Genomic DNA, 25,979 nt, shown 5'->3' with positions numbered 1-25,979 from the left:
GCACATGGTCGATCGTGGCTAGTTCGCGATCTCCTGGTAGGCAAACTGCAGCATCGAGGCGTCAGTCCCTGCAAGGACTCGCGGCTTTCCGATCTCGTCGAGCACGATGAATCGCAGCATGCCCGCGCGGGCCTTCTTGTCACGCTGCATAGCTTCAAGAAGCCCAGGCCAACGACCGGCCGGGTATGAGAGCGGAAGTGACAGCAGCGAAAGCACGCGCTTGTGACGTTCAACGTCAGCATCAGACAGTGCGCCTGCCATGCGGCCAAGTTCTGCCGCGTACATCATGCCAATCGAGATTGCCACGCCGTGACGCCACTGGTAGCGCTCAGCATGTTCAATCGCATGCCCGAGCGTGTGACCGTAATTCAAGATTTCGCGCAGACCTGATTCTTTGAAGTCTTCTGAGACAACCTGCGCCTTGACGCCAATTGCGAGTTCGACAACGCGCTGAAATTCCGGGGTCTTCGGTGAGGTCGCCTGCGCAACGTCTGCCTCGATGATGTCAAGAATCTCTGGCTCTGCGATGAAGCCGCACTTCGCGACCTCAGCAAATCCGGCAAGAATCTCATTGTGCGGCAAAGTGTCAAGCAACTCGAGGTCGCAGATCACGGCTTGCGGCGCGTAGAACGCACCCACGAGGTTCTTCCCCTCTGCCGTGTTGATGCCAGTCTTCCCGCCAACTGAGGCGTCAACCATTCCAAGCACCGTGGTGGGAATGTGAACAAGCGGAACACCACGAAGCCACGTCGCCGCGACGAATCCAGCGAGGTCAGTAACTGCGCCACCGCCAAGACCGATGATGGCATCAGTGCGCGTGAAATCAGCCTGGCCCAAGATGCCCCAGATGAATGCTGCAACTTCAACGCGCTTTGCGGACTCTGCGTCAGGTACCTCTGCAAGGAGCACCTGCTCGTACTTCTCAGCAAGATCGTTGCGCAAGTTCTCTGCAAGCCGACCAACGGTCGACGTGTGCACGATAAGCACCTTTGCCACACGATCACCCAGTGCCTCCGGTACTCGGTCAAGCACCCCGCGACCAACGGTGACCTCGTACGAAGTCTCTCCGGTGACGCGGATAATGGTTGGCTCGGCGGTCATGCTTCACTCCTAGGCTGTGAGTTCTTTGCGGCGCTATTGCGCGCCGCTCTACGTCGTGCGGCCGCGCGCGAACCACCACTGCGAGCGTTCGCGTTCTTCGCGGCGACACGTTGCGAATGTGTGAGCTGCGTCTGCTGCTCAGGTACGTGTTCCGGCTGCGCCGCGCCTGCTTCGGCCGCATTGGCCTGCTGCTTACGCGCATAGCCGCGCACCCACTGGGTCACACGGCGAGACAACTGCTCCTTAGTGGCACGGTCAGTTCTAAAGGTGACCTGCGAGACCTCTTGATACAACGGCTTGCGTTCCTCAAGAATTCTCCCCCAGGCATTGGGGTCATCGCGCAAGAGCGGCCGACGGGACAAGTTCGCCGTGCGAAGCACCGCCTCCTGGGTGGTCATCAGCAGAATTGTGGGGTGTTCCAACAGCAACTCGCGAGTAGATGCCGTGAGCACCGCGCCTCCACCCAGTGCGAGAACCTTTGTTCCTGACTCAGCGAGCTCAGCCGCGATGATTTCTGCCTCGATGCGGCGGAACTCCGCTTCACCATGCTCAGCAAAGAACTCGGTAATGACGCCGTACTTCCGAACGAAGACAGCGTCGCTATCGACAAAGGGAATCCCCAAATCTCGCGCAACTCGCTTGCCAAGACTCGTCTTCCCGGCAGCCATTGGGCCGACGAAGACAATTGCGCGGTCTGGCAGGCGCTTCCCGCCTCCGCGCCTGCGGCGACGACGAGGGTTTGGCTTACCCGTCGCAGATTGTGCGCTCTCTGCCTCAGCGCCTCGAACGTGAGCGGTTTTCGTCGCCTGCACTGCCTGACGCGTAGGCACCGCGATCGGAGCCGTCATCGCTCGCTGTACGGGCGGTGACGGCTTCGGCCGCTCTTCGGCAACTGCGCTGGGCGGACCAGCAGGTCGTGCAGCGCGCCGCGATCCGCTCACGACTCGATCGCTGTGTTCAGCTGTTCAGGAATCGCGGCAAGGTACGCCTGCAGATTGCGTTTGGTTTCCGCGACGCTGTCGCCGCCGAACTTTTCGACTACCGCATCAGCAATCACCAGCGCGGTCATTGCTTCAGCAACCACACCCGCAGCAGGAACCGCGGTGACATCGCTGCGCTGATGGTGGGCCTTCGCCTCTTCACCAGTTGCGGTATCAATCGTCGGGAGCGCATGGGGAACGGTCGCAATTGGCTTCATGCCTGCGCGAACGCGGAGTACCTGACCTGTGGTCATGCCCCCCTCAATACCACCGGCACGACCGGTGTTGCGAACGATCTGGCCGTCGTTGAGGTGCAACTCGTCATGCGCGACCGAGCCGCGGCGGCGAGTCGTCTCGAAGCCGTCGCCAACCTCAACACCCTTGATCGCTTGAATACCCATCAAAGCGCCTGCGAGACGTGAGTCCAGGCGACGATCCCAGTGCACGTACGAGCCGAGACCAGCGGGAAGACCGTACACGAGCACCTCAACGATGCCGCCGAGCGTATCGCCTGACTTCTTCGTATCGTCAACTTCGTCAACCATGCGCGCGCTGGTCTCTGCGTGGAAGCAACGCAGCGGATCAGCATCAAGCGCATCGACATCCGAGGGGCGAGGCAGCGGCGAACCCGCAGGCACCTCGACCGTCCCCATCGAGATCGTGTGGCTGACGAGCGTAATACCCAACTCGCCAAGGAATGAACGCGCAACCGCACCAAGTGCGACACGTGCCGCGGTTTCACGGGCACTCGCACGCTCAAGGACGGGCCGTGACTCGTCAAAGCCATATTTCTGCATTCCAACAAGGTCTGCGTGACCGGGCCGCGGACGTGTCAGCGGAGCACCGCGACCACGTGACTTCTCCGAGAGGTCAGTCTTCTCAGCTGACATGACCTCAGTCCACTTAGGCCACTCAGTGTTTCCGACACGAATCGCGATGGGGCCACCAATGGTGACACCTTGCACCACGCCGCCAGAGATGTTGAGTTCGTCCTGCTCGAACTTCATTCGCGAGCCACGGCCATAGCCGAGCTTGCGACGTGCGAGATCCTCACGGATCGCGTCAAGGGAAATGGGGACGCCAGCGGGCATCCCCTCGATCATTGCGATGAGTTCAGGGCCGTGAGATTCCCCTGCAGTAAGCCAGCGAAGCATAAGCCCTATCTTTCCACATTCTGAACGTCAGGTGCGCCGAGACCAGCAGCCTGGCGCATTGCTGCGTACACCCGATCTTCACTCTCCACCGGGAAGTTCGGATCACCATTGACGAAAATTCGCACCTGTAACAGTGCTTGCTCAACGAGCATAGCCACTCCTGGGTACGCGACTCCGCCGGCATCAATCCAGGCACTCGCAAGCGCAGAAGGCCAAGGATCATATGCCACATCAAACAACGGAGTACCTGCAAGCGCCTTCGGCACCGCAAGTTCTGCTGCTGCATGGGAAGGAAGCGTCGAGACCACCAGAGTGGTCATTGTCAGCTCGGCGTCGCGCTCACTCGCCTCCGTCAACGACAGCGCACCGCGGGTTGCCCCGTTGGCCGTCACAGCCCGCACAGTCATTGGCAACGTGCTACCTGGCTCTATAGAACCATCGAACCGTTCCACCAAGCTTTGCACGGCATCAGCATTGCGCGCGAGAACATGCACAGTCTTTGCGCCCAACTTACGAGCGGCGAGCACCGCCGAAACAGCGGTCGCCCCAGAGCCAAGAATGAGTGTCTGCGAGGCTTCAAGTCCGGCGTTTTTGATCGCTGCCGCAAGTCCAGGAACATCGGTATTGAAACCTGCCCATGGCTGTTTCTCGCTATCAAGCCGCAAGAGCGTGTTCACCACGCCACTTTCTTCGGCGACGGGATCTCGAAGCGAAGCGAGAGCAAAAGCTTCTTCCTTCAACGGCATCGTCAGCGAAAGACCCCGCCAGTTGCTTCTGCGTGCTGAAAGGTAGTCAGCAAGATCGTCTGCTTGCAACTCGTCACGTCCGTAGCGCCAGGCAAGCCCAAGCTCCGCATATGCCGCAGCGTGAATGTCTGGTGACTTCGAATGTGAAATCGGCGACCCAACCACGCCGAGAAACTCAGTCGCAGCATCAGCCGCGGTGATCTTCGCTTCGCCGCTCAACTAGCACCCACTGTCGGGAGTAGCGTTACACCAAGCACGGAATTCATCGACAGACTTTTCGTGCGCCGTAAGCGTCGAGTTGAATGCAAGCGTTCCGTCGTTGCCTGGAGCGTTCACAAAGTAGACCCAGTCCCCCGGCGTTGGGATCAATGCTGCAGCGATCGCATCACGACCTGCGTTGGCGATGGGGCCGACAGGAAGTCCGGTGTGCGCATATGTGTTCCAAGGGTTCTGGTCTGCACGCGCCTCATCAGAGGTCCACACATCGCCATCCTCGTGCGCACCAATACCGTAGTGCGCGGTCGAGTCCATCTCGAGCTTCATGTCTTTTTCGAGACGGTTCGCAATCACACGTGACACCTTCCCAAAGTCATCGACCTGCCCAGCTTCGCGCTGCACGATCGACGCGATGGTGAGCACTCGCTCACGATCAGCTTCAGCGACGCCAAACTCATCAAGCACCTGAAGCTGGGTATCGAAAAGCAGGTGTACTGCTTCTTCACCAGTGGTGTCGATCTCAAACTCGTATGTCGCAGGGAAGAGCCACCCCTCAAGGCTCTCAACTCCAGCAGGGAGCGCGAACGCATCAAGGTTTGCCACTGCTTTCTGCATATCTTCGAGCGGGACCGTTGACTGCTCAGAGATAATCCGAATAGTCTGCTCAACCGTCTTTCCCTCAGGAATCGTGACGCGAAGGTCAAGTTCATTCGCGGGGTCGAGCAGAGCGTCGAGGGCAGCCTGCGCGCTCATCTGTGAACGCAACTGGAACGCACCAGGATGGAACATCGGCTCTTCATCTTGCGCAGCGAGCGTAGAGATGAACGCCTCGGGCGTCTTTACCACGTCAAGTTCAGCAAGCTGATTCGCCAAATCGGTGCCATCATCGCCCGATCGAATCACCACGGTGACCTCGCCGGAACCTTCTCCGACATAGTCATTCGTCGTCCAGCCAAGCGCGAGTGAGATACGGTCGCCAAACTGCACCCAGGCGATGCCACCACCAACGCCAAGTAGCACAACGACGGCGGCCACGATGGACCACACAATAGCTGCACGCTTCTTCCGGGCTTGAGTCTTTGTTCGTCGATTCACGTCAGGGTCCCTTAGTTCAGTCGTCCGCCATGACAGCGGTTCCGGGGGCACGATCTTGTGCTCGTTCTGCGTCCAACGCTTGCTGCAAGATAATCACTGCTGCCGCTTGATCGATCACCGAACGGCTTTTCTTGGTATTGCGCCCGGTCTGGTGCAGCTGCGCCTGAGCCGTGACTGTCGAAAGTCGCTCGTCAACCAAACGAACACTGCGCTGAGGATGCATACGCGCAATAGCCTGTGCAAATTCTCGCGCATCCTCGGTCGACGGAGTAGCTTTTCCTTGCATATTCAGAGGAAGGCCGACGACGAACTCGATCACGTCGAGTTCATCAGCAATGGCCCCGATACGCGTGAGGTCAGCTGTGCCCTCGTGATCACGAGTCACTGTCTCGACCGGTGTCGCGAGCATGCCGTGCGGATCACAGCGCGCAATGCCAATGCGTGCCTTGCCGACATCGATACCGAGTCGTGTTCCAGTGCGCACGCGCTTACGCGCCGATCATTTCGCGGATCGCAGCGAGAGCAGCTGCAACCTGCGTCGTGTCGGTGCCGCCGCCCTGAGCCATGTCGGGCTTTCCGCCGCCGCCGCCGCCAAGAATCTGCGATCCACGCTTGACGAGGTCACCGGCCTTCACGCCACGCTCACGGGCGGCAGCATTGGTCGCCGCAACAAGCACAGGCTTGCCCCCTGCCTCACCGGCAAGCACGACGACGGCAGCATCGCTACCGAGTCGTTCACGAATATCGATCGCGAGCGCTCGCAAGTCATCGCCACCGGCAGCAGCACCGAGCGAAACGAGCACAGCGTGAACACCATTCAGGTCTTCTGCGCCGGCGATGAGTTCAGGCACACGCTGCTGGAGCTGTGCTGCTTCCATCGACGCAATCTTCTTCTCAGCGGTTTTGAGCTGAACACCGAGTTCCTGCACACGAGCGATGAGCTCGGTACGGGGAACCTTGAGTCCACTGCTGAGCTGCTGCACAATTGCACGCTCTGCTGCGAAGTTCTGGAACGCTTCGAAGCCAACGAGGGACTCAATGCGACGGTTGGTTGACCCAACTGAGCTTTCACTCACGAGGCTGATCATGCCCACCTCTGCTGAGGTTCCAACATGGGTACCAGCGCACAGCTCGCGTGACCAGGCACCGCCGATATCAACAACGCGTACACGATCGCCGTACTTCTCGCCGAAGAGAGCCATTGCGCCAAGTGCCTTGGCCTCGTCAAGCCCCATTTCACGGGTAACAACCTCGTAGTTCGAACGGATCGCAAGATTCGAGATCTCTTCGATCTCGCTCTTCGTCTCGTTCGAAAGCGCCTCGGACTGAGTAAAGTCAAGGCGCATATAGCCGGCCTTATTGTATGAACCAGCCTGGTGTGCGTTCGGGCCGAGCACATCACGCAAGGCAGCATGCACAATGTGCGTTGCGGAGTGCGCCTGAGTCGCCCCGCGGCGATAGTTTGCATCAACGCGGCTCTCTGCGCGCGCATCAAGGCTCAGCACGCCAATCTTTACCCGGACGGTATGCACGATCAGACCGGGCACCGGCTTCTGTACGTCGAGCACCTCAGCTTCGAATCCGTCACCAACGATAAGACCCTGGTCTGCGTCCTGACCGCCTGACTCTGCCCAGAGTGAGGTCTCGCCGAGAACTACCTCTGCAACTTCGCCCTCGCGCGCTTCCTGGCGTGATTCGCCATCAACGACGATACCGAGCACGCGACTCTCATGCTGCAGTTCGTCATACCCGACAAACTTGGTCTCGCCGAGACCGCGCAATTCTTTGTACACGGAAAGATCAGCGCGCTGGCCCTTCTTCGCCTTTGCGTCAGCCTTCGCACGTTCGCGCTGCTCTGTCATGAGAGTCGTGAAGACCTCGCGGTCAACCGAAACCCCAGCCTCTTCAGCAAGCTCAAGGGTGAGCTCGATCGGGAAGCCCTTGGTGTCGTGCAGGAGGAATGCAGCGTCACCCGTCACAACCCCGCCTGCCTGCTTTGCCGAAGAAATAGCCTCGTCTAGCACTTCAATGCCTGAAGCGAGCGTGCGCAAGAAGGTCTTCTCCTCTGCAAGCGCCGCGCGGGAAATAAAGTCATAGTTCTCCGCGATCTCAGGATAAGAACTTGCCATCGCATCGCGTGAGGCAGCAAAGAGCTCAGCGAAGCAAGTTCCGTTCACACCCAGCAGCCGCATCGAGAGAATGACGCGACGGAGCAGTCGACGAAGAATGTAGCCGCGACCCTCATTTGACGGCGTCACGCCGTCGCCGATGAGCATGAGTGATGAGCGAACGTGGTCAGCGATGATGCGCAAGCGCACGTCATCAGCCTGATTCTCGCCGTAGGTCTTCCCTGCGAGCTCGGCCGCGCGGTCGAGAACTGGGCGGACCTCGTCGATCTCATACATGTTCTCAACACACTGCTTAATGAAGGCAACGCGTTCGAGCCCCATGCCGGTGTCAATGTTCTTCTTCGGGAGTTCTCCCTCGATCGTGAAGTCAATCTTCGACTTCACATCAGTGACCTGGTACTCCATGAAGACGAGGTTCCAGATCTCAACATAGCGATCGTCATCGGTCGCGGGGCCACCATCGATGCCGTACTCGGGACCCATGTCGAAGAAGATCTCAGAGCAGGGGCCAGCGGGGCCAGGCTGGCCAGTCGACCAGTAGTTCGTTTCTTTGCCGAGGCGCTGGATGCGCTCTGCAGGCAAGGTCGAATGCTGCGACCAAAGGTCAAAGGCTTCGTCGTCTTCTTCATAGACAGTGACCCACAAGTCATCTGCAGAGAAGCCGAGGCCGCCATCAGCCTCGGGAGTGGTGAGAAACTCCCAGGCGTAACGAATTGCACCGTCCTTGAAATAATCACCGAACGAGAAGTTGCCGCACATCTGGAAGAAGGTGCCGTGCCGAGGGGTCTTGCCAACCTCTTCAATGTCATTGGTGCGAATGCACTTCTGAACGCTTGTCGCGCGGTCGTAAGGCGCAGGCACCATTCCCGAGAGATACGGCACGAACGGAACCATGCCCGCGACCGTGAACATCAAGCTCGGATCGTCAGTTACCAGTGAGGCCGACGGGACTACCGTGTGCTCGCGCTGTGCGAAAAAGTCAAGCCAACGGCGTCGGATCTCTGCGGTCTGCATGCGGGTGCTGCTCCTCTAAAAAAGTTAAAAAGTTAGTGCTGTTCCGTCTGGCTGTCGAGCGCTTGCTCGACATCTACCGGACGGCCTTCAGCCTCAGCGTCGTGGTAGCCGTTCGCGAAAGCGCGGCCAAACTCGTCTATTCCGCGATTTAGTCGGCCAAAGAAGCGACGGCCTCCCTCGGTGGAGTTTACGAAGTGAGCGGCCACAAAGCCGATTACTACGCCGCTTACCAGCCAGTTCAGTTTGCGCATCGATTTGCCTCTCGTCACGAATGCACCTTGCAGCGTACCCGTTGGCACGTGCACATCGCTCCAGTCTATCCGGTCACGCATACGCTCTCGGGCGATGACGCAAAAAGGCGGGTGTCGGAAAACCGACACCCGCCTTAATGTAAGCGGAAGCTTAGCGACCCGAGTAGTACTCGACGACGAGCTGAACTTCACAGGTCACGGGGACCTCAGCGCGCTTCGGGCGGCGAACCAGGCGAGCCTGGAGCTTCTCGAGCTCAACCTCGAGGTAACCCGGAACTGCGGGAAGTACCTCAGCGTGGCCACCTGCAGCAGCGATCTGGAAAGGCTCAGTAGCCTCCGAGCGCTCCTTCACGTGGATGAGCTGGCCGGGCTTCACGCGGAACGACGGGCGGTCAACGATCTTGCCGTCAACGAGGATGTGGCGGTGCACAACCATCTGACGAGCCTGGGCGGTGGTGCGAGCGAAGCCTGCGCGGAGCACGAGTGCGTCAAGACGCATCTCGAGGAGCTCGACCAGGTTCTCACCGGTCAGGCCGTCGAGACGACGAGCTTCCTTGAACGCGATGGTGAGCTGCTTCTCACGGATGCCGTACTGCGCGCGAAGACGCTGCTTCTCGCGGAGACGAACTGCGTAGTCGCTGTCGCTCTTACGCTTGGTGCGGCCGTGCTGGCCGGGGCCGTAGGGGCGCTTCTCGAGGTAACGAGCAGCCTTGGGGGTCAGAGCAATGCCGAGCGAGCGGCTCAGGCGAGTCTGTGAACGGGTACGCGACGTGGTTGACACGTGGATCCTTTCGGTTTCTGATTACATCGCAGCTTCGGTGAAGCCACGCGTTCTCCCGGCTATGCTGCGCCCGCGCCAACAAGTGACGCACGCGACGCAGCGAACCGATTTCTCGGTGAGGGAACGACCATTGCAGAAACCCGATAAGGGGCCCACTGCCACCGTTCTGCCCAAGTAAAAAACTTTAGCGCGGTGTTGGCCAGCGTCTATCGTATCACGAGCCCCGCGTGATACGACGAATCTTCTCAAGCCGCTCGGACACGTCACGCTCATTTCCATGCGTGGTTGGCGAGTAGTAGACCCGGTCTTTGAGTTCATCAGGCAGATACTGCTGCGTCGACACCCCGCGCGGGTCGTTGTGGGGGTACAGGTACCCTTTCCCGTGTCCAAGCCGCTTCGCACCAGGGTAATGAGCGTCCCGCAAGTGCTTTGGCACCAGGCCGAATCGGCCCGCTTTCACATCGGCGATCGCAGCATCAATTGCCGCAATAACCGCACCCGACTTCGGTGCAGTTGCAATATAGATAGTCGCCTCGGCGAGCGGGATCCGCGCTTCTGGCAGACCGATCATTTGGGTAGCTTCTGCCGCCGCGACCGCTATTGGAAGAGCCTGCGGATCCGCCATACCCACGTCTTCGGCCGCGTGCACCATGAGGCGGCGCGCAATGAACCGCGGATCCTCCCCTGCCTCAAGCATCCGAGCAAGGTAGTGAATGGCGGCGTCGGGGTCAGAGCCACGCATCGACTTAATAAAGGCACTGACAACGTCGTAGTGCTGATCTCCGTTGCGGTCATAGCGAAGGAGCGCACGGTCCACTGAAGCTTCGACGATCTCGAGCGTAACGCGCGGAGTCTCGGTGGGCGCATCAGTGCTGACTTCGCCTGGCTCGTCGTCCTGCGTGTTGCCGGTCATTGCGGAGGCTGCCGCCGCTTCAAGTGCCGTGAGCGCGCGGCGGGCATCACCTGAGGCCAATTGCACCAGCGCATCTAGTGCTTCAGGGGTGAGCTCAACTTCGCCACGCAAGCCGCGCGGGTCCGAGACCGCACGCGAAAGCAGTTCTCGTAAATCGTCGTCAGTGAGCGGCTCAAGTGTGAGCAACAGTGACCGCGACATCAAAGGACTGATGACAGAGAAAGAAGGATTCTCCGTTGTTGCGGCGACCAGAGTCACCCAACCGTTCTCAACCCCGGGAAGCAGCGCATCCTGCTGCGCCTTCGTGAATCGATGAATCTCATCGAGGAACAGCACAGTCGCAATGTCGTACAAATCCCGGTCGTTCAACGCGCGTTCCATCACCGTACGGACATCTTTGATGCCCGCTGTGACCGCAGAGAGTTCAACGAATCGCCGACCGCTCGAATGCGCAATCGCCTGCGCAACCGTGGTCTTGCCAGTGCCAGGCGGTCCCCACAAGATCAGAGAAACCGCAGAACCCGTACTGTCACTTGCAAGCTGCCGCAACGGAGAACCCGGACGGAGCAACTTGCGCTGCCCCACGACTTCATCAAGCGAGCGCGGCCGCATTCGCACCGCAAGCGGGGCGGTCGTTGAGAAGGGCGCGGATCCAGACACGTTGCCATCGTAACCGCGCAATTGATGCAGCGTCGAACTCCCCACAGTTTTTATGCTCGCATATGGCTATAGTGGATACCGTCTATTCCACGGTCGGCGGACAACGTCGATCCCGCACGGCAGGTGAGCAACACGGTGAGCGAAGCTACGAACGAAACCCCTTGGGGACGAGTCGATGAGGACCGCACGGTTTATGTGCGCGAAGGTGACGCCGAGCGCGTCGTAGGCTCCTTCCCTGACGGCACCCCTGAAGAGGCCCTGGCCTACTTCGAGCGCAAGTACAACGATCTCGCAGGGCAGATCACACTGCTTGAGGCACGTGTCGCGCGCGGCACCACTGACGGTTCTGCAGCCGAGGCTGTCACCAAGTTGCGTGAGCAGCTCGTTGAGCCCGCAGCCGTCGGCGATATCGCCGCGCTTCGTGCACGACTTGAGAAGCTTGATGGCCGCGCAGCAGAACTCACTGAGAAGCAGCAGCAGGAGCGCGAGGAAGCCAAAAAGGCTGCCCTCGCTGAACGCGAAGCAATCGTTGTTGAGGCCGAGCGCCTCGCTGCACAGCCGGAACAGTCGATCCGCTGGAAGGATACGAGCCTCGCTTTTGAGAAGCTCTTCACCGACTGGCAGACAGCACAGCGCACCGGGCTCCACATTGCAAAGCCGGTTGCCGACGCGCTCTGGAAGCGTTTCCGCAACGCCCGTCAGACGTTCGACACGGCTCGCCGCGCACACTTCTCGCAGCTCGATGCGAACAACAAAGAGGTCAAGCACCGCAAGGAGCGCCTCATCACTCAGGCTGAGGGACTCGCAGACCGCGGCATCGATGGCATTCCCGCATACCGCGACCTTCTTGATGAGTGGAAGCGCTCGGGCCGCGCAAGTCGTAAGCTCGACGATCAGCTTTGGGCGCGATTCAAGGCTGCTGGCGACGTGCTGTACCAGGCGAAGGCTGAAGCCGCCGCACAGACCAACGAAGAGTACACGGCGAACCTCGAGGCAAAGGAAGCCATCCTCGCCGAGGGCGTCGCAATCCTCGAAGTCACCGACCACGTCGCTGCTCGCAAGCAGGTAACCGCGCTTCAGCTCCGCTGGGACGAGGTTGGCCGCGTACCTCGCGAGTCGCTTCGCGACATCGAGGGCCGTCTTCGCCGCATTGAAGACCACGTCAAGCAGCTTGAAGAAGACCACTGGTCACGCACGAACCCCGAGACCCAGGCACGCACCACTGGCCTGCGCGCCCAGCTCGAGGCATCAATTGCCGAGATCGAGAAAGAAATCGCAGCCGCAAAGGCAGCGGGCAACACCAAGAAGGCTGAGGCCGCAGAGTCCAAGCTCTCGACTCAGAAGTCCTGGCTTGAAGCCATCGGTGACTAAGGTCTCCAGATTTATACACAGGGCGGGCGTCACGAGGTGGCGCCCGCCCTTCGTATTGCCGCATGATGGTGCGCATGTATCCAGTTCCAGCATCCACCAGCGGCCGGTCACTGCCACCACGCATCTCTGACTGGCCAGTTGCCCAACAGTACGCAGAGCGACTGCGAGGGACAGTCGTCGCATGCGGTCCAGGCTTCCGACTTGCCACCTGGCCGGACGTTCCGATCACGAGAATAACTGCGCTGGCGAACTGGCTCGATTCGCCCCGATACATCGCTGCGCACCTCACTGCAGCGTGGGTCTGGGGAGCATGCTACTCCCCCGGCGAGCCAATCATTCTCACTCGCGGCGGCCGAATCTCACGCACTCGCGAACGACCTGGCGCAAAGTACATTATTGGTCGCATCGCAACCGAAGACATTACAGTGCTCGCCGGGTACTCCGTCAGTTCACAAATACGTACCGCATATGACCTGATCCGTGGTGCGCATCCATTTGGGGTTCGCGAACGAGTCGCCGTGAGGCTGCTCGCATTTGCTCGCGGTTCCGAACTCAGAGCACGGGCACGAAAGTGCTCCCCCAGTGAGGCGCATCGGATCCGCGCCCGGCTCGAGACGGTCTACGGTGCCGCTGTTCTAAGCGAACAGCGCAGCACAGCCTAGTTCGTGACGCGATACACGTCATACACGCCTTCAATGCGCCGCACAGCGTTGAGGACGTGGTCGAGATGGTTCGTGCCGGCCATCTCAAACACAAAGCGGCTCACCGCTAGCCTTGCACTCGAGGTATGCACCGAAGCCGACAGTATGTTGACGTGATGCTCTGACAAGGCCTTCGTCACGTCAGAGAGCAATCCTGAACGATCGAGCGCTTCAACCTGGATCTGCACGAGGAACATGCTCTTAGAGTTCGGCGCCCACTCAACGTCGACGAGCCGCTCCTCCTGCGAGGACAAGGCAATGAAGTTCGGGCAATCAACCCGGTGCACTGAAACACCTTGACCCTTGGTCACGAAGCCTCGAACCTCATCACCGGGAACAGGAGTGCAACACTTCGCTAGCTTAGCGAGGACGTCGCTCGCGCCCTTCACAATGACACCGCTCGCTGACGTAGAGTGCCGCTTTGCGCGGGGCGCATCGATGCCTTGCACCGCGATACTCGTCGGATCCACCGTGCCAGCGTCAGATGCGGTGAGCGCAGTTGCGCGGTCAATCACGTTTGCCGCAGAGATGCGCCCTTCACCGATCGCCGCATACAACGTGGTGACGTCGGCGAAGTTGTGCTGTGCAGCGACCTGCAACAACACCTCAGAGTTCAACAGCCGATGCAGCGGGAGACTCTGCTTGCGCAATGCCTTAGTGAGCTCGAGCTTCCCAGCTTCAGCTGCCTCGTCGCGTCGCTCCTTCGAGAACCACTGCCGAATCTTGTTCTGGGCGCGCTTGCTCTTCACAAACGTCAACCATGACCGGTTTGGTCCGGCGTCGGGATCCTTTGACGTGAACACCTCAACGACATCGCCATTTTGCAACGTGGTCTCAAGCGGGACGAGTCGGCCATTGACCCTCGCCCCCATGGTGCGGTGGCCGACCTCAGTATGCACGGCATACGCGAAATCCACAGTGGTGCCACCCTCAGGCAAGCCGATCACTCGGCCCTTTGGCGTGAAAACGTAGACTTCTTTCGCACCGATTTCGAAACGGAGGGCGTCAAGGAACTCGCTCGGGTCCTCGGTTTCAGCCTGCCAGTCAGAAATATGCGCAAGCCACGCCATATCGTTCGAGGTCGTCTCTTCAGGACGCTGCTGACGCTGCTTGTACTTCCAGTGCGCTGCGACACCGTACTCGGCGCGCTGGTGCATTTCGTAGGTGCGGATCTGGATCTCTACCGCACGACCATCTGGCCCGACGACAGTTGTGTGCAGCGACTGATAAAGGTTGAACTTTGGTGTCGCAATGTAGTCCTTGAACCGACCAGGGATCGGTGTCCAGCGCGCATGAACAGCCCCTAGCACCGCGTAACAGTCACGGATCGAGTTCACGAGCACTCGAATGCCTACGAGGTCGTAGATGTCGTCAAAATCGCGACCACGCACGATCATCTTTTGGTAGATCGAGTAAAGCTCTTTTGGCCGTCCGGTTACTTCGCCGCGAATCTTCGCGTCACGAAGGTCAGACTCGATCGCGCCAATAACGTTGCCGACAACTTCATCACGTTGCGGGTTTCGCTGCTGTACGAGATTGTCAATCTCTGCGTACAGCTTCGGCTTCAGCACCGCAAACGAAAGGTCCTCAAGCTCAGTCTTCATCGACTGAATACCGAGACGGTGCGCCAGCGGCGCGAAGATTTCAAGCGTTTCTTGCGCTTTACGCTTTGCGGAGTCACCTGGCACGAAGCCCCAGGTGCGTGCATTGTGCAGGCGATCTGCCAATTTAATGACCAGCACACGAATGTCCTTCGACATCGCGACGACCATCTTTCGGACGGTTTCTGCCTGCGCAGAATCGCCGTACTTCACCTTGTCCAGCTTGGTCACGCCATCAACAAGCATGGCAATCTCAGGCCCAAAATCGGCCGTAAGTTGCTCGAGTGTGTAGTCGGTGTCTTCGACAGTATCGTGCAAGAGCGCCGCCGCAATAGCGACCGGTGCAATGCCGAGGTCTGCCAGAATCTGAGCAACCGCTATCGGGTGGGTGATATATGGCTCACCGCTCCGTCGCTTCTGGCCGCGATGTGCCTTCTCGGCAACGGTGTATGCGCGTTCAATGAGTCCAACGTCACCCCGCGGGTGGTTGGCCTTTACTGTGCGGATCAGATCGTCCACAGCTCCGTGTCCCGATCCCCGCGAAAAAATACGCGGAACAAGGCGGCGGAGGGCAGTCGATCCCCCGGGTGTAGCGTCAGTCGCGTTCATGGCACTCTCCCTCGAACTGATTGAACGCTACACCACAGGGGATCGAATTAACGAACCCGCGGTTGCGCGAGTTTCTTTTCGCTCCTATTCAGAAGCCTCCGCAGCAACGGTGTTCGCCTCACGTTCGCGGAGGCGGTGCACCTTCTTATCGTGCTCGATGATCGCTTTGTCCTTCTCACGAAGCTGTGCGTACACAGGCGCCGCAATGAAGATCGTTGAGTACGCACCAACGAGAATACCGATGAACAGTGCAAGTGAGATATCGCGCAGCGTTCCCGCACCGAGCACAAATGCGCCGATGAACAGGATCGAACCAACCGGAAGCAAAGCCACCACAGAAGTGTTGATAGAACGCACGAGCGTCTGGTTTACCGCCAAGTTCACCGACTCACCGAACGTTCGTGATTCGTTGAGCTCGCCAGTCGCCGTGTTCTCACGAATCTTGTCAAAGACCACGACGGTGTCGTACAGCGAGTAACCGAGAATCGTCAAGAAGCCGATCATCGCCGCTGGCGTAATCTCGAACCCAGAAATACCGTAGACGCCAGCGGTAATCACGAGGTCATGCAGGAGCGCGACCAAGGCCGCAAGCGACATCTTCCAGGTGCGGAAGTAGATCGCCATCACCAAGGCCGCGAGCAAAATGAACACAACAAGTGCGATGATCGCCTGTTTCGTGATGTCTTGCCCCCAAGCTGGGCCGACATACGAATAGGTGACCTTTTCAGACTCGACGTTGTAGGCAGAGGCCAGGGCGTCAGTCACTGCGACATTTTCAGACTCAGCGAGAGCTTCTGTCTGTACACGAATATCAGTCGGGCCAAGCTTCGTGATCTTCGGAGCAGCGTTCGGGAGCACCTCAGCGACAGCCTTCTCAGCAACCGCAGGATCCTGCTTGGCAGAGTCCGTCAGGTGCACTTGGAACTGGCTTCCTCCGGTGAACTCGATACCAAAGGCAAAGCCCCCACGGGCGATGGGGCCGAGTACCGCGAGTGCGATCAGAACAATCGAAATCACGTACCAGATCTTGCGCTTGCCGATGAAGTTAATCGACTTCTCGCCGGTGTAGAGCGCGTTACCAAACTCAGAGAATGAACGAGCCATGATTAGCCCTCCTTACCAGCAGCAGCCAGATCGGCAGCTTTGCGTTCAGCGATCGTCTGACGACGTTCGGCTTCGTTCCGACTCTTCGCAACCTTCTTACCAGCACCCTTCGTCGCCACCACGGGCTCACGGAACTGTGCGCGACCACGGTAGACCGCACCAAGCTGCTGCGGGTTCAGGCCGGAAGCCGGGTGACCCGACTGGTAGAAACGTGTGCGCGACAGGAGCACCAGCATCGGATGGGTGAAGAGTGCAATCACGAGGACATCGACGACGGTAGTGAGGCCAAGCGTGAACGCGAAGCCCTTCACATTGCCGACGGCGAGGATGAACAGGATAACGGCGGCAAGCAAGTTGATGCCGTCTGACGCGAGAACCGTTCGGATCGCGCGCTTCCAACCATTCTCAACCGCACGTTCAATTGGGCGTCCATCACGAAGCGCGTCACGGATACGTTCGAAGTACACGATGAACGAGTCGGCAGTAAAGCCAACCGCGACGACGATACCGACGACGCCTGCAAGCGACAGACGGTACCCCTGGCGCCAGGAGAAGAAGGTCAGCAAGAGGTAAGTCAGTACTGCTGCAATCGCCAAGGAGGCAATGGTCACGGTGCCGAGCAGTCGGTACTGGAAGAGTGAGTACACAACCACAAGCAACAGGCCGATCAGGCCAGCCAGCAGGCCGGCTTGCAGCTGGCTCGAGCCAAGCGTTGCAGAAATGTCTTCCTGGCTTTGTACGGTGAAGCCGATGGGCAACGCACCAAACTTCAGCTGGTCAGCGAGCGTCGCCGCGTCTTCCTGCGTAAAATCGCCCGAGATTGATGGTCGACCATCGAGAATCTGCGCTTGCATCTGCGGTGCTGACAACACGCGACCGTCAAGCACGAACGCAAACTGATCCATCGGCGAAGGCTGGCCGTACAAGCGGGTGCTGATTTCGCCGAAGGTCTTCGCGCCCTTCTTGTTCATGGTCATCTGCACAACCCACTGACCGTTCGATGCGCCAGTGTTTGTGACACCCATCTGGGCCGATGCGTCAGTGATCACGTCACCGTTGAGCTCCACAGGACCAAGAATGTACTTCTGCATCCCATTCGAGTCACACGTGATCAGGGGACGATCTTTCGGCATCTCAGCAGCAGTCAGCGCAGCGTCATCAAGGCAGCTGAACGCAACGAAATCCTGCTGCAGCTGTTCAGTCAGCCATGCCGTGTCACCGGCGTTGTCGGGAATCGTCTCTGGGTCACGAGCTGCGATCTGCTCTTCGACCGGAACCGTTGGCTGCTCTGCTTCTGCGCCCTCGCCATTCGCAGCATTTGCTGCGGCATCCGGCGTTTCAGCATTCGGATCAGCCTGCAACTCTGCCAGCTGCTCCTGCGTCATGCCTGCGGCGACCGCGAGCACCGGACGGAACTCAAGGTTTGCAGATGCCTCGATGCGCTTCAGCGTTGCTTCGTCAGCTTTGCCTGGAATGGCGACCGAGATGTGGTTGCTGCCCTGGGTCGTAATTTCGGCTTCCGAAACGCCTGAAGCATCAACGCGCTGACGGATAATCGAGACGGCCTGACTCAGCTGTTCACCGCTGACAGCTTGGCCGTCAGTCTGATTCGCAGCGAGCAAAATCTGAGTGCCGCCCTGGAGATCGAGGGCAAGCTTTGGAGTCCAGGTTGCATCACTGCGGAAGACTCCGAGAGTGATCAGTCCAGACAAGCCAACAATAAGTACGAGAAGGAAGACGAGGGAACGCCTCGCCTTCTTGACGGCAGGGGATGACGCCATGAGTGCGCTTTCGCTTTCAATAGGAGATGCCGGGCCGAGGCCCGGCATCAGTAGTTACTTCGCCTGGTCGGCGCTGTCGTCGTTGTCGGAGTTCTTTTCAGTGGTCTCCGACGGTGCTGCTTCTGTGCTTTCGATACGCTCACCGAATGCGGGGTCGTCGTCAGGAGCGAGTTCGCTCTCTGCGTCATCTGCAACAGCAGCCTCATTCGGCGTTACGATCTGGCTTACCGCCTGGCGGTGAACGACGAGGGTAGTAGTTCCGCTCGTTACCGTTACCTTGTTGCTCTCTTCATCAATCGAGTCGATGGTTGCGTAGATTCCGCTGGAAAGCATGACCTCAGCACCGGGACGCATGTTGTTCTGCATCTCCTGTGCTGCTGCCTGACGCTTCTTCCCGTTGCGGAACATGAAGAAGATGAGCACGGCGATGAGACCGAACATCACGATTGAAATGGGATCCACCCTGATGGTCCTTCCAAGAAGAGAATTCCGCGCAAGCGCACGGGCCGTTTCAGTCTAACGGGAAAGGGGCTGTGAAAGGCTACAGATTTCGCCTCACACAGCCCACCCGACATGTGGCTTTCTCTAGTGCGCCGCAGCGTTCCAGTTCGGCCCGGTACCGACCTGAACTTCGAGAGGCACGGAGAGATCCGCAGCATCAGCCATCGCGGTACGCACCAGGGCCTCGAGCTGCGCTTCCTCCCCCGGCGCCACTTCAAACATCAACTCATCGTGAATCTGCAACAACATACGTGATGAGAGGCCGGCTGATGCAATGGCTTCCTCCACGCGAATCATTGCGATCTTGATGATGTCCGCTGCCGATCCCTGGATCGGAGCGTTCAGCGCCGCACGTTCCGCGTTTTCACGCAGGATGCGGTTCGGGCTCGCAAGGTCGGGGAACGGGCGACGTCGACCAAAGATTGTCTCAGTATAGGTATCGGCCTTCGCTTGGTCGACGACCGAGCGAAGGTAATCACGCACGCCGCCGAAGCGCTCGAAGTAGTCCGTCATGAGCTGCTTTGCTTCAGCCGCGGTGATACCCAACTGTTTGGACAGGCCGAATGCTGAGAGACCGTAGGCCAAGCCGTACGACATGGCCTTCACCTTCGAACGCATTTCATTGGTGACTTCTGACGGCTCGACACCAAAGATGCGTGAGCCAACAAAACGGTGCAGATCTTCACCAGCATTGAAAGCCTCGATCAGCCCTTCGTCACCAGACAAATGAGCCATGATCCGCATCTCAATCTGGGAATAGTCAGCCGTCATGAGCGTGCTGTACTGCGGCTCATGGATGAAGCCTTCTCTGATTCGTCGGCCTTCGGCCGTACGAACAGGAATGTTCTGCAGGTTTGGATCCGTCGACGCAAGCCTTCCGGTACTCGCACCCACTTGCACGAGAGTCGTGTGAATTCGTGAGTCCGCCTGCACCGCTTTCATCAGCGTCTCAACAATCTGGCGAAGCTTATTTGCATCACGGTGCTCCAAGAGTGCATCAAGGAACGGATGGGGCTGACGCTGTTGCAGATCTTGCAAAGCTGCCGCATCGGTGGTGTACCCGGTTCGTGTCTTGCGCGTCTTCGGCATGTCAAGCTCTTCAAAGAGCACCTGCTGAAGCTGCTTTGGTGATGACAAGTTCACTTCGTGACCGATTGCCGTGAATGCACGCTGTTCAAGCTCAGCTACGCGCGCACGAAGCTCAGCGTCATGTGCTTCAAACAACGGGAGGTCTACAGCAACACCCCGGGTCTCCAACGCAACCAGGATCGGAAGTAGCGGAAGCTCAATCTCTGTGTAGACGCGAGCAGTACGTTCTGAGAATCGTGCGATGACCGCAGCATGGACTCGGGAGACATACCAAGCACGTGCGTCGACCCCGGCGTTCTCGTCTTCTTCGGGAACAAGCTGGTTGGGATCGGGCGTCGGAATCTCTTCACCGAGATACCGGAACACGGCCTCGGCAAGCGTCTTTTCAGCAGCGGACGGGCGGAAGAGCCAAGCGGCAAGCAGAGCATCACCGGCGATTCCGGAGATCTGCACACCAACACCAGCAGCGATTCGCATGTGAGCCTTCGCATCAAAGAAGACCTTCGGCGCATCAGATGACAGCCACTCTTCAAACTGACGGTAGTCACGACCGCCCGGCTGCCAAGTGAACTTCACCGTTGACTCTGCTGTTGCAAGCCCAACTTCAATGACGCTATCGAGCACCGCAAACTCGACAGCCGGTGTATCGGTCTTTGCGAGCCAGTCCCCCAGCTCTTCGTCGATAAGTAGCTTTGCTTCTGGCAGCTTCGGCGCCAGCTCAATAGTGACCGCGGCTGCGCCAACTGGCACCTCCGTTCCAGCGAGCTTCGCAACACGCTGCAGCAGGGTTCGGAACTCAAGCTTCGCAAAGACAGGCTGCACTTGGGCGATGTCGAGCTCGCCCCGATCGAGTTCTGGCAGCGTCACTGGCAACTCAACATCACGCACAAGACGATTCAGCCGGCGATTACGCTCAGCGAGGTGGGAGTGTTCTCGCAGGCTCTCCCCTACCTTGCCAGTCACCTCATCTTGACGACGCAAAATCTCCTCGAGTGAACCAAACTGATTGATCCACTTGACGGCTGTCTTCTCACCTACGCGCGGGATTCCTGGAAGATTGTCGCTTGTCTCACCGACGAGTGCCGCAATCTCTGGATACTGCTCAGGGCGCACACCATAACGCTCCATAACCTTCTCAGCGTCATAGCGAGTGAGTTCAGTCACCCCCTGCTTGGAGGGGTAGAGCAGCGTCACGTTGTCGTCAACCAACTGAATAGTGTCACGGTCGCCACTCACCACGAGCACACGATAGCCAGCCGCAGACGCGGTCGTCGCAAGCGTCGCCAGAATATCGTCAGCTTCGTACCCTTCCTTCTCGATGGTCACAATACCCATCGAGTGCAAGGCTTCTTGCAGGAGCGGAATCTGGCCCTTAAATTCAGGTGGTGTTTCACCGCGGGTGCCCTTGTACTCCGGGTATTCCTCGGTGCGGAATGAGTGACGCGAGATATCAAACGCGACAGCAACCGCATCAGGCTTCTCGTTCGTCAAGAGATTGAGGAACATTGCGATAAAGCCGTGCACCGCATTCGTGTGCTGGCCCGTCTGCGTCTGGAAACGATCGACGGGAAGCGCGTAGAACGCACGGAAGGCCAGCGAGTGACCATCTACGACCATGAGGGTAGGCTGAGTTTTCGACACAAATACAGCCTACAAGTCACCGCCGACATTCGATACGGTGACGCGACGCAACGCTGAGAGGAAGATCTTGAGCGAGCACAACACCCTCATCCCTGAGCCAGAAGGCGCGGGACAGAATTTCATTGCATGGCGCGGCCTCGGTGCCCTCGCCGACAAGATGGGCATCACAGTTACCGAGTTCACTCGTGAACGCGCCGTTGCAACGATGCCAGTCGAGGGAAACACGCAGCCGATCAATCTGATGCACGGTGGCGCCTACGTCGTTATCGGCGAAACACTCGGTTCGATGCACGCAAACTACGTGGCGCCAGAAGGCAAAGTTGCGGTAGGAGTGGACATCAACGCCACCCACACAGGGTCAGCGGTAAGCGGTCTCGTTACGGCAGTCTGTACCCCTATCCGTCTTGGACGCACACTCACAGTGCATGAGATCGTCATCACTGACGAACGAGGACGACGGTGTTCAACAGTGCGGATCACCAACGTCTATAAAGACCTGTAAACACGAAAAAGCCCCGCTGATGTGCGGGGCTTTTTCATTACTCTGATTAGTCCTTCTTGGGACCAAGCTGATCGATGATGGTCTTCGCGACATCCTGCATCGTGAGGCGGCGGTCCATGGAAGCCTTCTGGATCCAGCGGAAAGCTTCAGGCTCAGAAAGCCCCATCTTGTCGTTGAGGATTCCCTTTGCGCGGTCAACAAGCTTGCGGGTCTCAAATCGCTCTGCAAGGTCAGCGACCTCGTTCTCGAGCGTCACGATCTGCTGGAAGCGTGAGAGCGCAATCTCAATGGCAGGGATCAAGTCAGCTGGGGTAAACGGCTTCACGACGTAAGCCAGTGCACCTGCCTCGGTTGCACGCTCGACCAGCTCACGCTGGCTGAACGCGGTGAGCAGCACCACAGGAGCAATGTTCTCCTTGTTGATCTGCTCTGCAGCCGAAATGCCGTCAAGCTGAGGCATCTTCACGTCCATCACCACGAGGTCCGGACGAAGCTCCTTGACCAGTTGCACCGCGGTCTCACCGTCGCCAGCTTCGCCAACAACGTCGTAGCCGTTGTCACGCAGCGTTTCGACGATGTCCAGGCGAATCAGTGATTCATCTTCCGCGACGACGACGCGACGCGGAGTGCTGCTCTGTTCAGTCATGTGAACAATCTTACTCCCTCAGTCTGCACAAAACTGGCGCGGCGATGCGATACAGTATTTTCCATAGGCCGGATTGGTGGAATTGGTAGACACGACGCACTCAAAATGCGTTGCCGAAAGGTGTAAGGGTTCGAGTCCCTTATCCGGTACTCATAACTGAGGGCTCCTGAGCTTTACACGAAGTAAAGCTCAGGAGCCCTCAGTCTTTTCGTTGACGCGCGATCAACCAGTCGAACAATTGTTCTCAGCGCTTTTGCCGGCGGGTCACACCTTTCAGCACCCACGAATGAGGCGCGACACGCTGAAGATGCTCAATCTCGAAGATCTTTTTTCACATCATTCTTCTTGTGGACAACGTCTCTGTGAAGCTCTGCACGCTTCACATCAACATCGGCCTGAAGCTCTTCAAATTTGTCTTTTGTGCGGTCGACCCCGTCTTCCACGGCTTTGCCGATCTTGTCGGCAACGCCTTCCGCGGCGTCCTTTGCGTCTTCAAGAAACCCCATTGTTACCTTCTTTCATGTGAGGGCATCGTTTCGCCCATTGTGATTGCCCGGTCACTCAGTTCGCTTGCGGCCTGTGACAAGACCCCAGACCAACAACACGATGATCGCACCACCAATGGCTAGCGCCCAGGTCTGCAACGACCAGAATTCCTCAAGAGAGGCGTTGAAGAGGAACGATCCGAGTATGCCGCCGAGCATCGCACCAACGACACCGAGCAGCATGGTTGCGAACCAACCGCCACCTTGATTACCGGGGAGAATCGCTTTGGCGATTGCACCAGCGATTAAACCCAACACGAGAAATGCGATGAATCCCATTTTCACTCCTTTCGGGTGACACCAGTACACGCCGATTGGCACCTTACGTCAAGGGTTGGGCACGAGATTCTCAGGGACAACGCAAAAGGGTCGCACACAATGTGTACGACCCTTTTGCATTACCTCTTAGGCTCCGCGACCAATAATGTGCTTCCGAGGACGCGCCTCGGGCAGCTGCCCCGTTGACTCACCCATACGGTGAATCCGCAGCGTGTTGGTGCTGCCCACGATTCCTGGAGGGGACCCTGCGATGATGACGACCTTGTCGCCAACTTGCAGACGCGCAACCTCAAGGAGTACCTCATCGACCTGCTCAAACATGCGGTCCGTGCTCTCAACACGGGGAACCTCGTAGCTTCGAGCACCCCAGGTCAACTCCATGCGACGACGAACTTCAGCACTCGGCGTGAACCCAAAGATCGGCAGTGGCAAGCGCAGGCGCGACATACGACGTACGGTGTCCCCCGATTCCGTGAACACACAAATCGCGCTCGCACCAACACCCCGTGCAACGTCACCAGCAGCTTTCGCGAGCACGCCGCCCTGAGTATGTGGCTGTGTACCAAGCGGTTCGATTCGATCGAGCGCATGGTCCTCAGTCGCCGTAATGATTCGGTTCATTGTCGCGACTGCCTCGACAGGGTACGCACCAACGCTCGTCTCGCCAGAGAGCATGACCGCGTCCGCACCATCAAGTACCGCGTTTGCGCAGTCAGATGCCTCTGCGCGAGTGGGGCGCGGGTTCTCAATCATCGACTCAAAGACCTGCGTCGCAACGATGACGGGCTTTGCGCTTCGGCGGGCCATAGCGATCGCCTCGGTCTGCACGAGTGGCACCTGTTCGAGCGGAAGCTCAACGCCTAGGTCACCGCGAGCCACCATGACACCGTCAAACGCATCGACGATCTCCTGCAGGTTCTCAACCGCCTGCGGCTTCTCGATCTTTGCGATGACAGGAAGGCGGAAACCCTCCTCATCCATGATCTCGTGAACACGGACAATGTCTGCAGCATCACGCACAAAGGACAGGGCGATGTAATCAGCACCGAGCTTCATAGCCCAACGCAGATCTTCTTCGTCCTTTTCTGAAAGTGCAGGGACGTTCACTGCCACACCAGGCAGGTTGATTCCCTTGTTGTTCGACACTGCGCCAGGGATCTCGACCACCGTGTGCACGGTGTCCTCGGTGACCTTGGTTGCGCGCAGCAAAACTTTGCCGTCATCTACCAACAGCGGATCACCAACCGACACATCACCTGGGAGGTTCTTATGCGTCGTTCCGCAAATCTCCCGGTTACCGACGATTTCGCGCGTCGTAATTGCGAACTCATCGCCTACTTCGAGCTCGTACGGGCCCCCTTCAAACTTTCCGAGGCGAATCTTGGGCCCCTGAAGGTCTGCGAGAACAGCAATTGGGCGTCCAACCTCAGTTTCAGCGCGTCGAATGTTTCGGTACACACCCTCATGCACGTTGTACGTGCCATGCGACATGTTCAAACGAGCGACGTTAACGCCGGCGCGAATCAGCTCGAGCGTGTTGTCATAGTTGGAGACCGCCGGTCCCCATGTTGCAACAATTTTGGCGTGACGCATGACAGTGCCTCCCCGTTAGTTCGTCGAGTCGACGGCAACAGCAGGCTGCTGACCGTGATCGAGGATGTGATGGAACGCTTCAGGATCATCAGTTGTGGTCAAAATCGCGTCGGTCGGGTTCATCCGCCCCGGCAGGTAGACCGAGGTTTCCAAACCGACGTGGCGACGACGGACGATGATGAACAAAATCACGCCAGCGAGAACCGCCACCCAAGCCGCGAGTACGTTGGTGCGCATCCCAAGGAACTGCATGCTTGGGTCAACGCGAAGCGACTCGACCATGACACGGCCAAGGCCATACCAGATGAGGTACAGAGCAAAGAAGCTGCCCCAACGGAGCTGAGCGCGCTTCTCAATGGCGAGGAGCACAACGATGCCGAGAATGTTCCAGACAGCTTCGTACAGGAACGTGGGGTGGAACAGCGTTCCCTCAGGAAGACCAATGGGGAATGCCGAATTCATCGGGCTAATCTCAAGGCCCCAAGGGAGAGTGGTCGGTCCGCCGAAGAGTTCGTGGTTAAACCAGTTACCCAAGCGTCCAACTGCCTGCGCGAGCAGGAGTCCAGGAACCAGGGCGTCAGCAAACGAGAAGAATCGAATGCCTGTGAGCCGGGAAGCGATCAGCACGCCAATTGCGCCACCAATGAGCGCACCGAAGATTGCGATGCCACCCTTCCAGAAAGCAAGCGCATCAAGCGGGTTGCTGCCTGGCCCAAAATAATCACCGAAGTGCGTCAGTACGTGGTAAACGCGGGCGCCAACAATACCGAACACCAAGGCCCAGACAACAAAGTCGAGGACAGCCCCGCCTTCGCCGCCACGCGCTTTCAAGCGACGACCAGTCCAGATTGCTGCAAGGATGATGCCAATCAGAATGCACAGTGCGTACATTCTGATCTGGAATACGCCGATTTCAATGAACTGGAAATCGGGGCTGGGAATGCTCAGCGGGAGAATCATTGACTCCTCTTTCACC

General features: G+C 58.5%; 23 protein-coding genes and 1 tRNA gene. 4 read left to right on the top strand and 20 right to left on the bottom strand.

What is annotated here, in order from left to right; all coding sequences use genetic code 11:
• Positions 1 to 18 precede the first annotated feature (18 nt).
• From aroB to FW756_RS03560, 10 genes are all read right to left on the bottom strand, one after another.
• Positions 19 to 1,101, bottom strand: a complete 1,083-nt coding sequence (gene aroB, locus FW756_RS03605) for a 3-dehydroquinate synthase (protein ID WP_446428821.1) — start codon at positions 1,099 to 1,101, stop codon at positions 19 to 21.
• The gene (locus tag FW756_RS03600) at positions 1,098 to 2,042 is read right to left on the bottom strand and encodes a shikimate kinase (protein ID WP_446428820.1); all 945 of its coding nucleotides are present in this window, start codon (positions 2,040 to 2,042) and stop codon (positions 1,098 to 1,100) included. The genes aroB and FW756_RS03600 overlap by 4 nt, the downstream gene beginning before the upstream one ends.
• Entirely contained in the window at positions 2,039 to 3,235 is a 1,197-nt protein-coding gene (aroC, locus tag FW756_RS03595) for a chorismate synthase (protein WP_446428819.1), read from the bottom strand. Before aroC ends, FW756_RS03600 begins: the two co-directional genes overlap by 4 nt.
• Before the next feature lie 5 nt (positions 3,236 to 3,240).
• Complete coding sequence (locus FW756_RS03590) at positions 3,241 to 4,200, bottom strand: shikimate dehydrogenase family protein (protein WP_446428818.1); 960 nt, start codon at positions 4,198 to 4,200, stop codon at positions 3,241 to 3,243.
• A complete protein-coding gene (gene mltG / locus FW756_RS03585; protein WP_446428817.1) occupies positions 4,201 to 5,292 on the bottom strand; it encodes an endolytic transglycosylase MltG in 1,092 nt (363 codons plus the stop codon).
• A 16-nt stretch (positions 5,293 to 5,308) separates the two neighbouring features.
• On the bottom strand, positions 5,309 to 5,776 hold the full coding sequence (gene ruvX, locus FW756_RS03580) for a Holliday junction resolvase RuvX (protein ID WP_446428816.1): 468 nt from the start codon (positions 5,774 to 5,776) through the stop codon (positions 5,309 to 5,311).
• 4 nt (positions 5,777 to 5,780) lie between these two features.
• Complete coding sequence (gene alaS / locus FW756_RS03575; RefSeq protein ID WP_446428815.1) at positions 5,781 to 8,435, bottom strand: alanine--tRNA ligase; 2,655 nt, start codon at positions 8,433 to 8,435, stop codon at positions 5,781 to 5,783.
• A gap of 32 nt (positions 8,436 to 8,467) precedes the next feature.
• Complete coding sequence (locus FW756_RS03570) at positions 8,468 to 8,704, bottom strand: hypothetical protein (RefSeq protein ID WP_446428814.1); 237 nt, start codon at positions 8,702 to 8,704, stop codon at positions 8,468 to 8,470.
• Positions 8,705 to 8,837: 133 nt separating this feature from the next.
• Positions 8,838 to 9,467, bottom strand: coding sequence for a 30S ribosomal protein S4 (gene rpsD / locus FW756_RS03565; protein WP_188024295.1), 630 nt, complete (start codon positions 9,465 to 9,467; stop codon positions 8,838 to 8,840).
• Between the two features lie 214 nt (positions 9,468 to 9,681).
• Positions 9,682 to 10,992 carry a replication-associated recombination protein A gene (locus tag FW756_RS03560; protein WP_446429203.1) on the bottom strand — a complete coding sequence of 437 codons (1,311 nt, stop codon included), beginning with the start codon at positions 10,990 to 10,992 and terminating at the stop codon, positions 9,682 to 9,684.
• Positions 10,993 to 11,175: 183 nt separating this feature from the next.
• On the opposite strand from FW756_RS03560, the gene FW756_RS03555 reads away from it, so the two are divergent.
• Together FW756_RS03555 and FW756_RS03550 are read left to right on the top strand one after the other, a co-directional pair.
• Positions 11,176 to 12,411, top strand: coding sequence for a DUF349 domain-containing protein (locus tag FW756_RS03555; RefSeq protein WP_446428813.1), 1,236 nt, complete (start codon positions 11,176 to 11,178; stop codon positions 12,409 to 12,411).
• A gap of 74 nt (positions 12,412 to 12,485) precedes the next feature.
• The gene (locus FW756_RS03550; protein ID WP_446428812.1) at positions 12,486 to 13,073 is read left to right on the top strand and encodes a hypothetical protein; all 588 of its coding nucleotides are present in this window, start codon (positions 12,486 to 12,488) and stop codon (positions 13,071 to 13,073) included.
• On the opposite strand, the gene FW756_RS03545 is transcribed toward FW756_RS03550, so the two are convergent.
• The 5 genes from FW756_RS03545 to polA form a co-directional block, all read right to left on the bottom strand.
• A complete protein-coding gene (locus FW756_RS03545) occupies positions 13,070 to 15,322 on the bottom strand; it encodes a RelA/SpoT family protein (protein WP_446428811.1) in 2,253 nt (750 codons plus the stop codon). The two genes, FW756_RS03550 and FW756_RS03545, sit on opposite strands and share 4 nt — an antisense overlap.
• Before the next feature lie 84 nt (positions 15,323 to 15,406).
• Positions 15,407 to 16,426 carry a protein translocase subunit SecF gene (gene secF, locus FW756_RS03540; RefSeq protein ID WP_446428810.1) on the bottom strand — a complete coding sequence of 340 codons (1,020 nt, stop codon included), beginning with the start codon at positions 16,424 to 16,426 and terminating at the stop codon, positions 15,407 to 15,409.
• A 2-nt stretch (positions 16,427 to 16,428) separates the two neighbouring features.
• A complete protein-coding gene (gene secD / locus FW756_RS03535; RefSeq protein ID WP_446428809.1) occupies positions 16,429 to 18,207 on the bottom strand; it encodes a protein translocase subunit SecD in 1,779 nt (592 codons plus the stop codon).
• Between the two features lie 54 nt (positions 18,208 to 18,261).
• Positions 18,262 to 18,669, bottom strand: coding sequence for a preprotein translocase subunit YajC (gene yajC, locus FW756_RS03530; protein ID WP_446428808.1), 408 nt, complete (start codon positions 18,667 to 18,669; stop codon positions 18,262 to 18,264).
• 123 nt (positions 18,670 to 18,792) lie between these two features.
• Positions 18,793 to 21,414, bottom strand: coding sequence for a DNA polymerase I (gene polA, locus FW756_RS03525; RefSeq protein ID WP_446429202.1), 2,622 nt, complete (start codon positions 21,412 to 21,414; stop codon positions 18,793 to 18,795).
• A 181-nt stretch (positions 21,415 to 21,595) separates the two neighbouring features.
• Here polA and FW756_RS03520 point away from each other — a divergent pair, with 181 nt between their 5' ends.
• Positions 21,596 to 21,940 carry a hotdog fold thioesterase gene (locus FW756_RS03520; protein WP_446429201.1) on the top strand — a complete coding sequence of 115 codons (345 nt, stop codon included), beginning with the start codon at positions 21,596 to 21,598 and terminating at the stop codon, positions 21,938 to 21,940.
• Between the two features lie 46 nt (positions 21,941 to 21,986).
• On the opposite strand, the gene FW756_RS03515 is transcribed toward FW756_RS03520, so the two are convergent.
• A complete protein-coding gene (locus FW756_RS03515) occupies positions 21,987 to 22,586 on the bottom strand; it encodes an ANTAR domain-containing response regulator (protein ID WP_446428807.1) in 600 nt (199 codons plus the stop codon).
• Positions 22,587 to 22,653: 67 nt separating this feature from the next.
• Between FW756_RS03515 and FW756_RS03510 the strand changes: the two genes are divergently transcribed.
• Positions 22,654 to 22,735 (top strand) — tRNA-Leu (locus FW756_RS03510).
• 162 nt (positions 22,736 to 22,897) lie between these two features.
• Here the strand turns inward: FW756_RS03510 and FW756_RS03505 are convergent.
• The 4 genes from FW756_RS03505 to lgt all read right to left on the bottom strand — a co-directional run bounded on the left by FW756_RS03505 (position 22,898) and on the right by lgt (position 25,963).
• On the bottom strand, positions 22,898 to 23,092 hold the full coding sequence (locus tag FW756_RS03505) for a hypothetical protein (RefSeq protein ID WP_446428806.1): 195 nt from the start codon (positions 23,090 to 23,092) through the stop codon (positions 22,898 to 22,900).
• 51 nt (positions 23,093 to 23,143) lie between these two features.
• Positions 23,144 to 23,410, bottom strand: coding sequence for a GlsB/YeaQ/YmgE family stress response membrane protein (locus FW756_RS03500; protein ID WP_446428805.1), 267 nt, complete (start codon positions 23,408 to 23,410; stop codon positions 23,144 to 23,146).
• 126 nt (positions 23,411 to 23,536) lie between these two features.
• Positions 23,537 to 25,003 (bottom strand): pyruvate kinase, encoded by a 1,467-nt coding sequence (gene pyk, locus FW756_RS03495; protein ID WP_446428804.1) that lies wholly within the window; start codon positions 25,001 to 25,003, stop codon positions 23,537 to 23,539.
• 15 nt (positions 25,004 to 25,018) lie between these two features.
• The gene (gene lgt, locus FW756_RS03490; protein ID WP_446428803.1) at positions 25,019 to 25,963 is read right to left on the bottom strand and encodes a prolipoprotein diacylglyceryl transferase; all 945 of its coding nucleotides are present in this window, start codon (positions 25,961 to 25,963) and stop codon (positions 25,019 to 25,021) included.
• Positions 25,964 to 25,979: the final 16 nt, after the last annotated feature.

Source organism: Leucobacter sp. 1207-22 (genome assembly GCF_052850455.1).
Note: the sequence above shows the minus strand (reverse complement) of the source record. Positions and strands in the feature narration are given on the sequence as shown.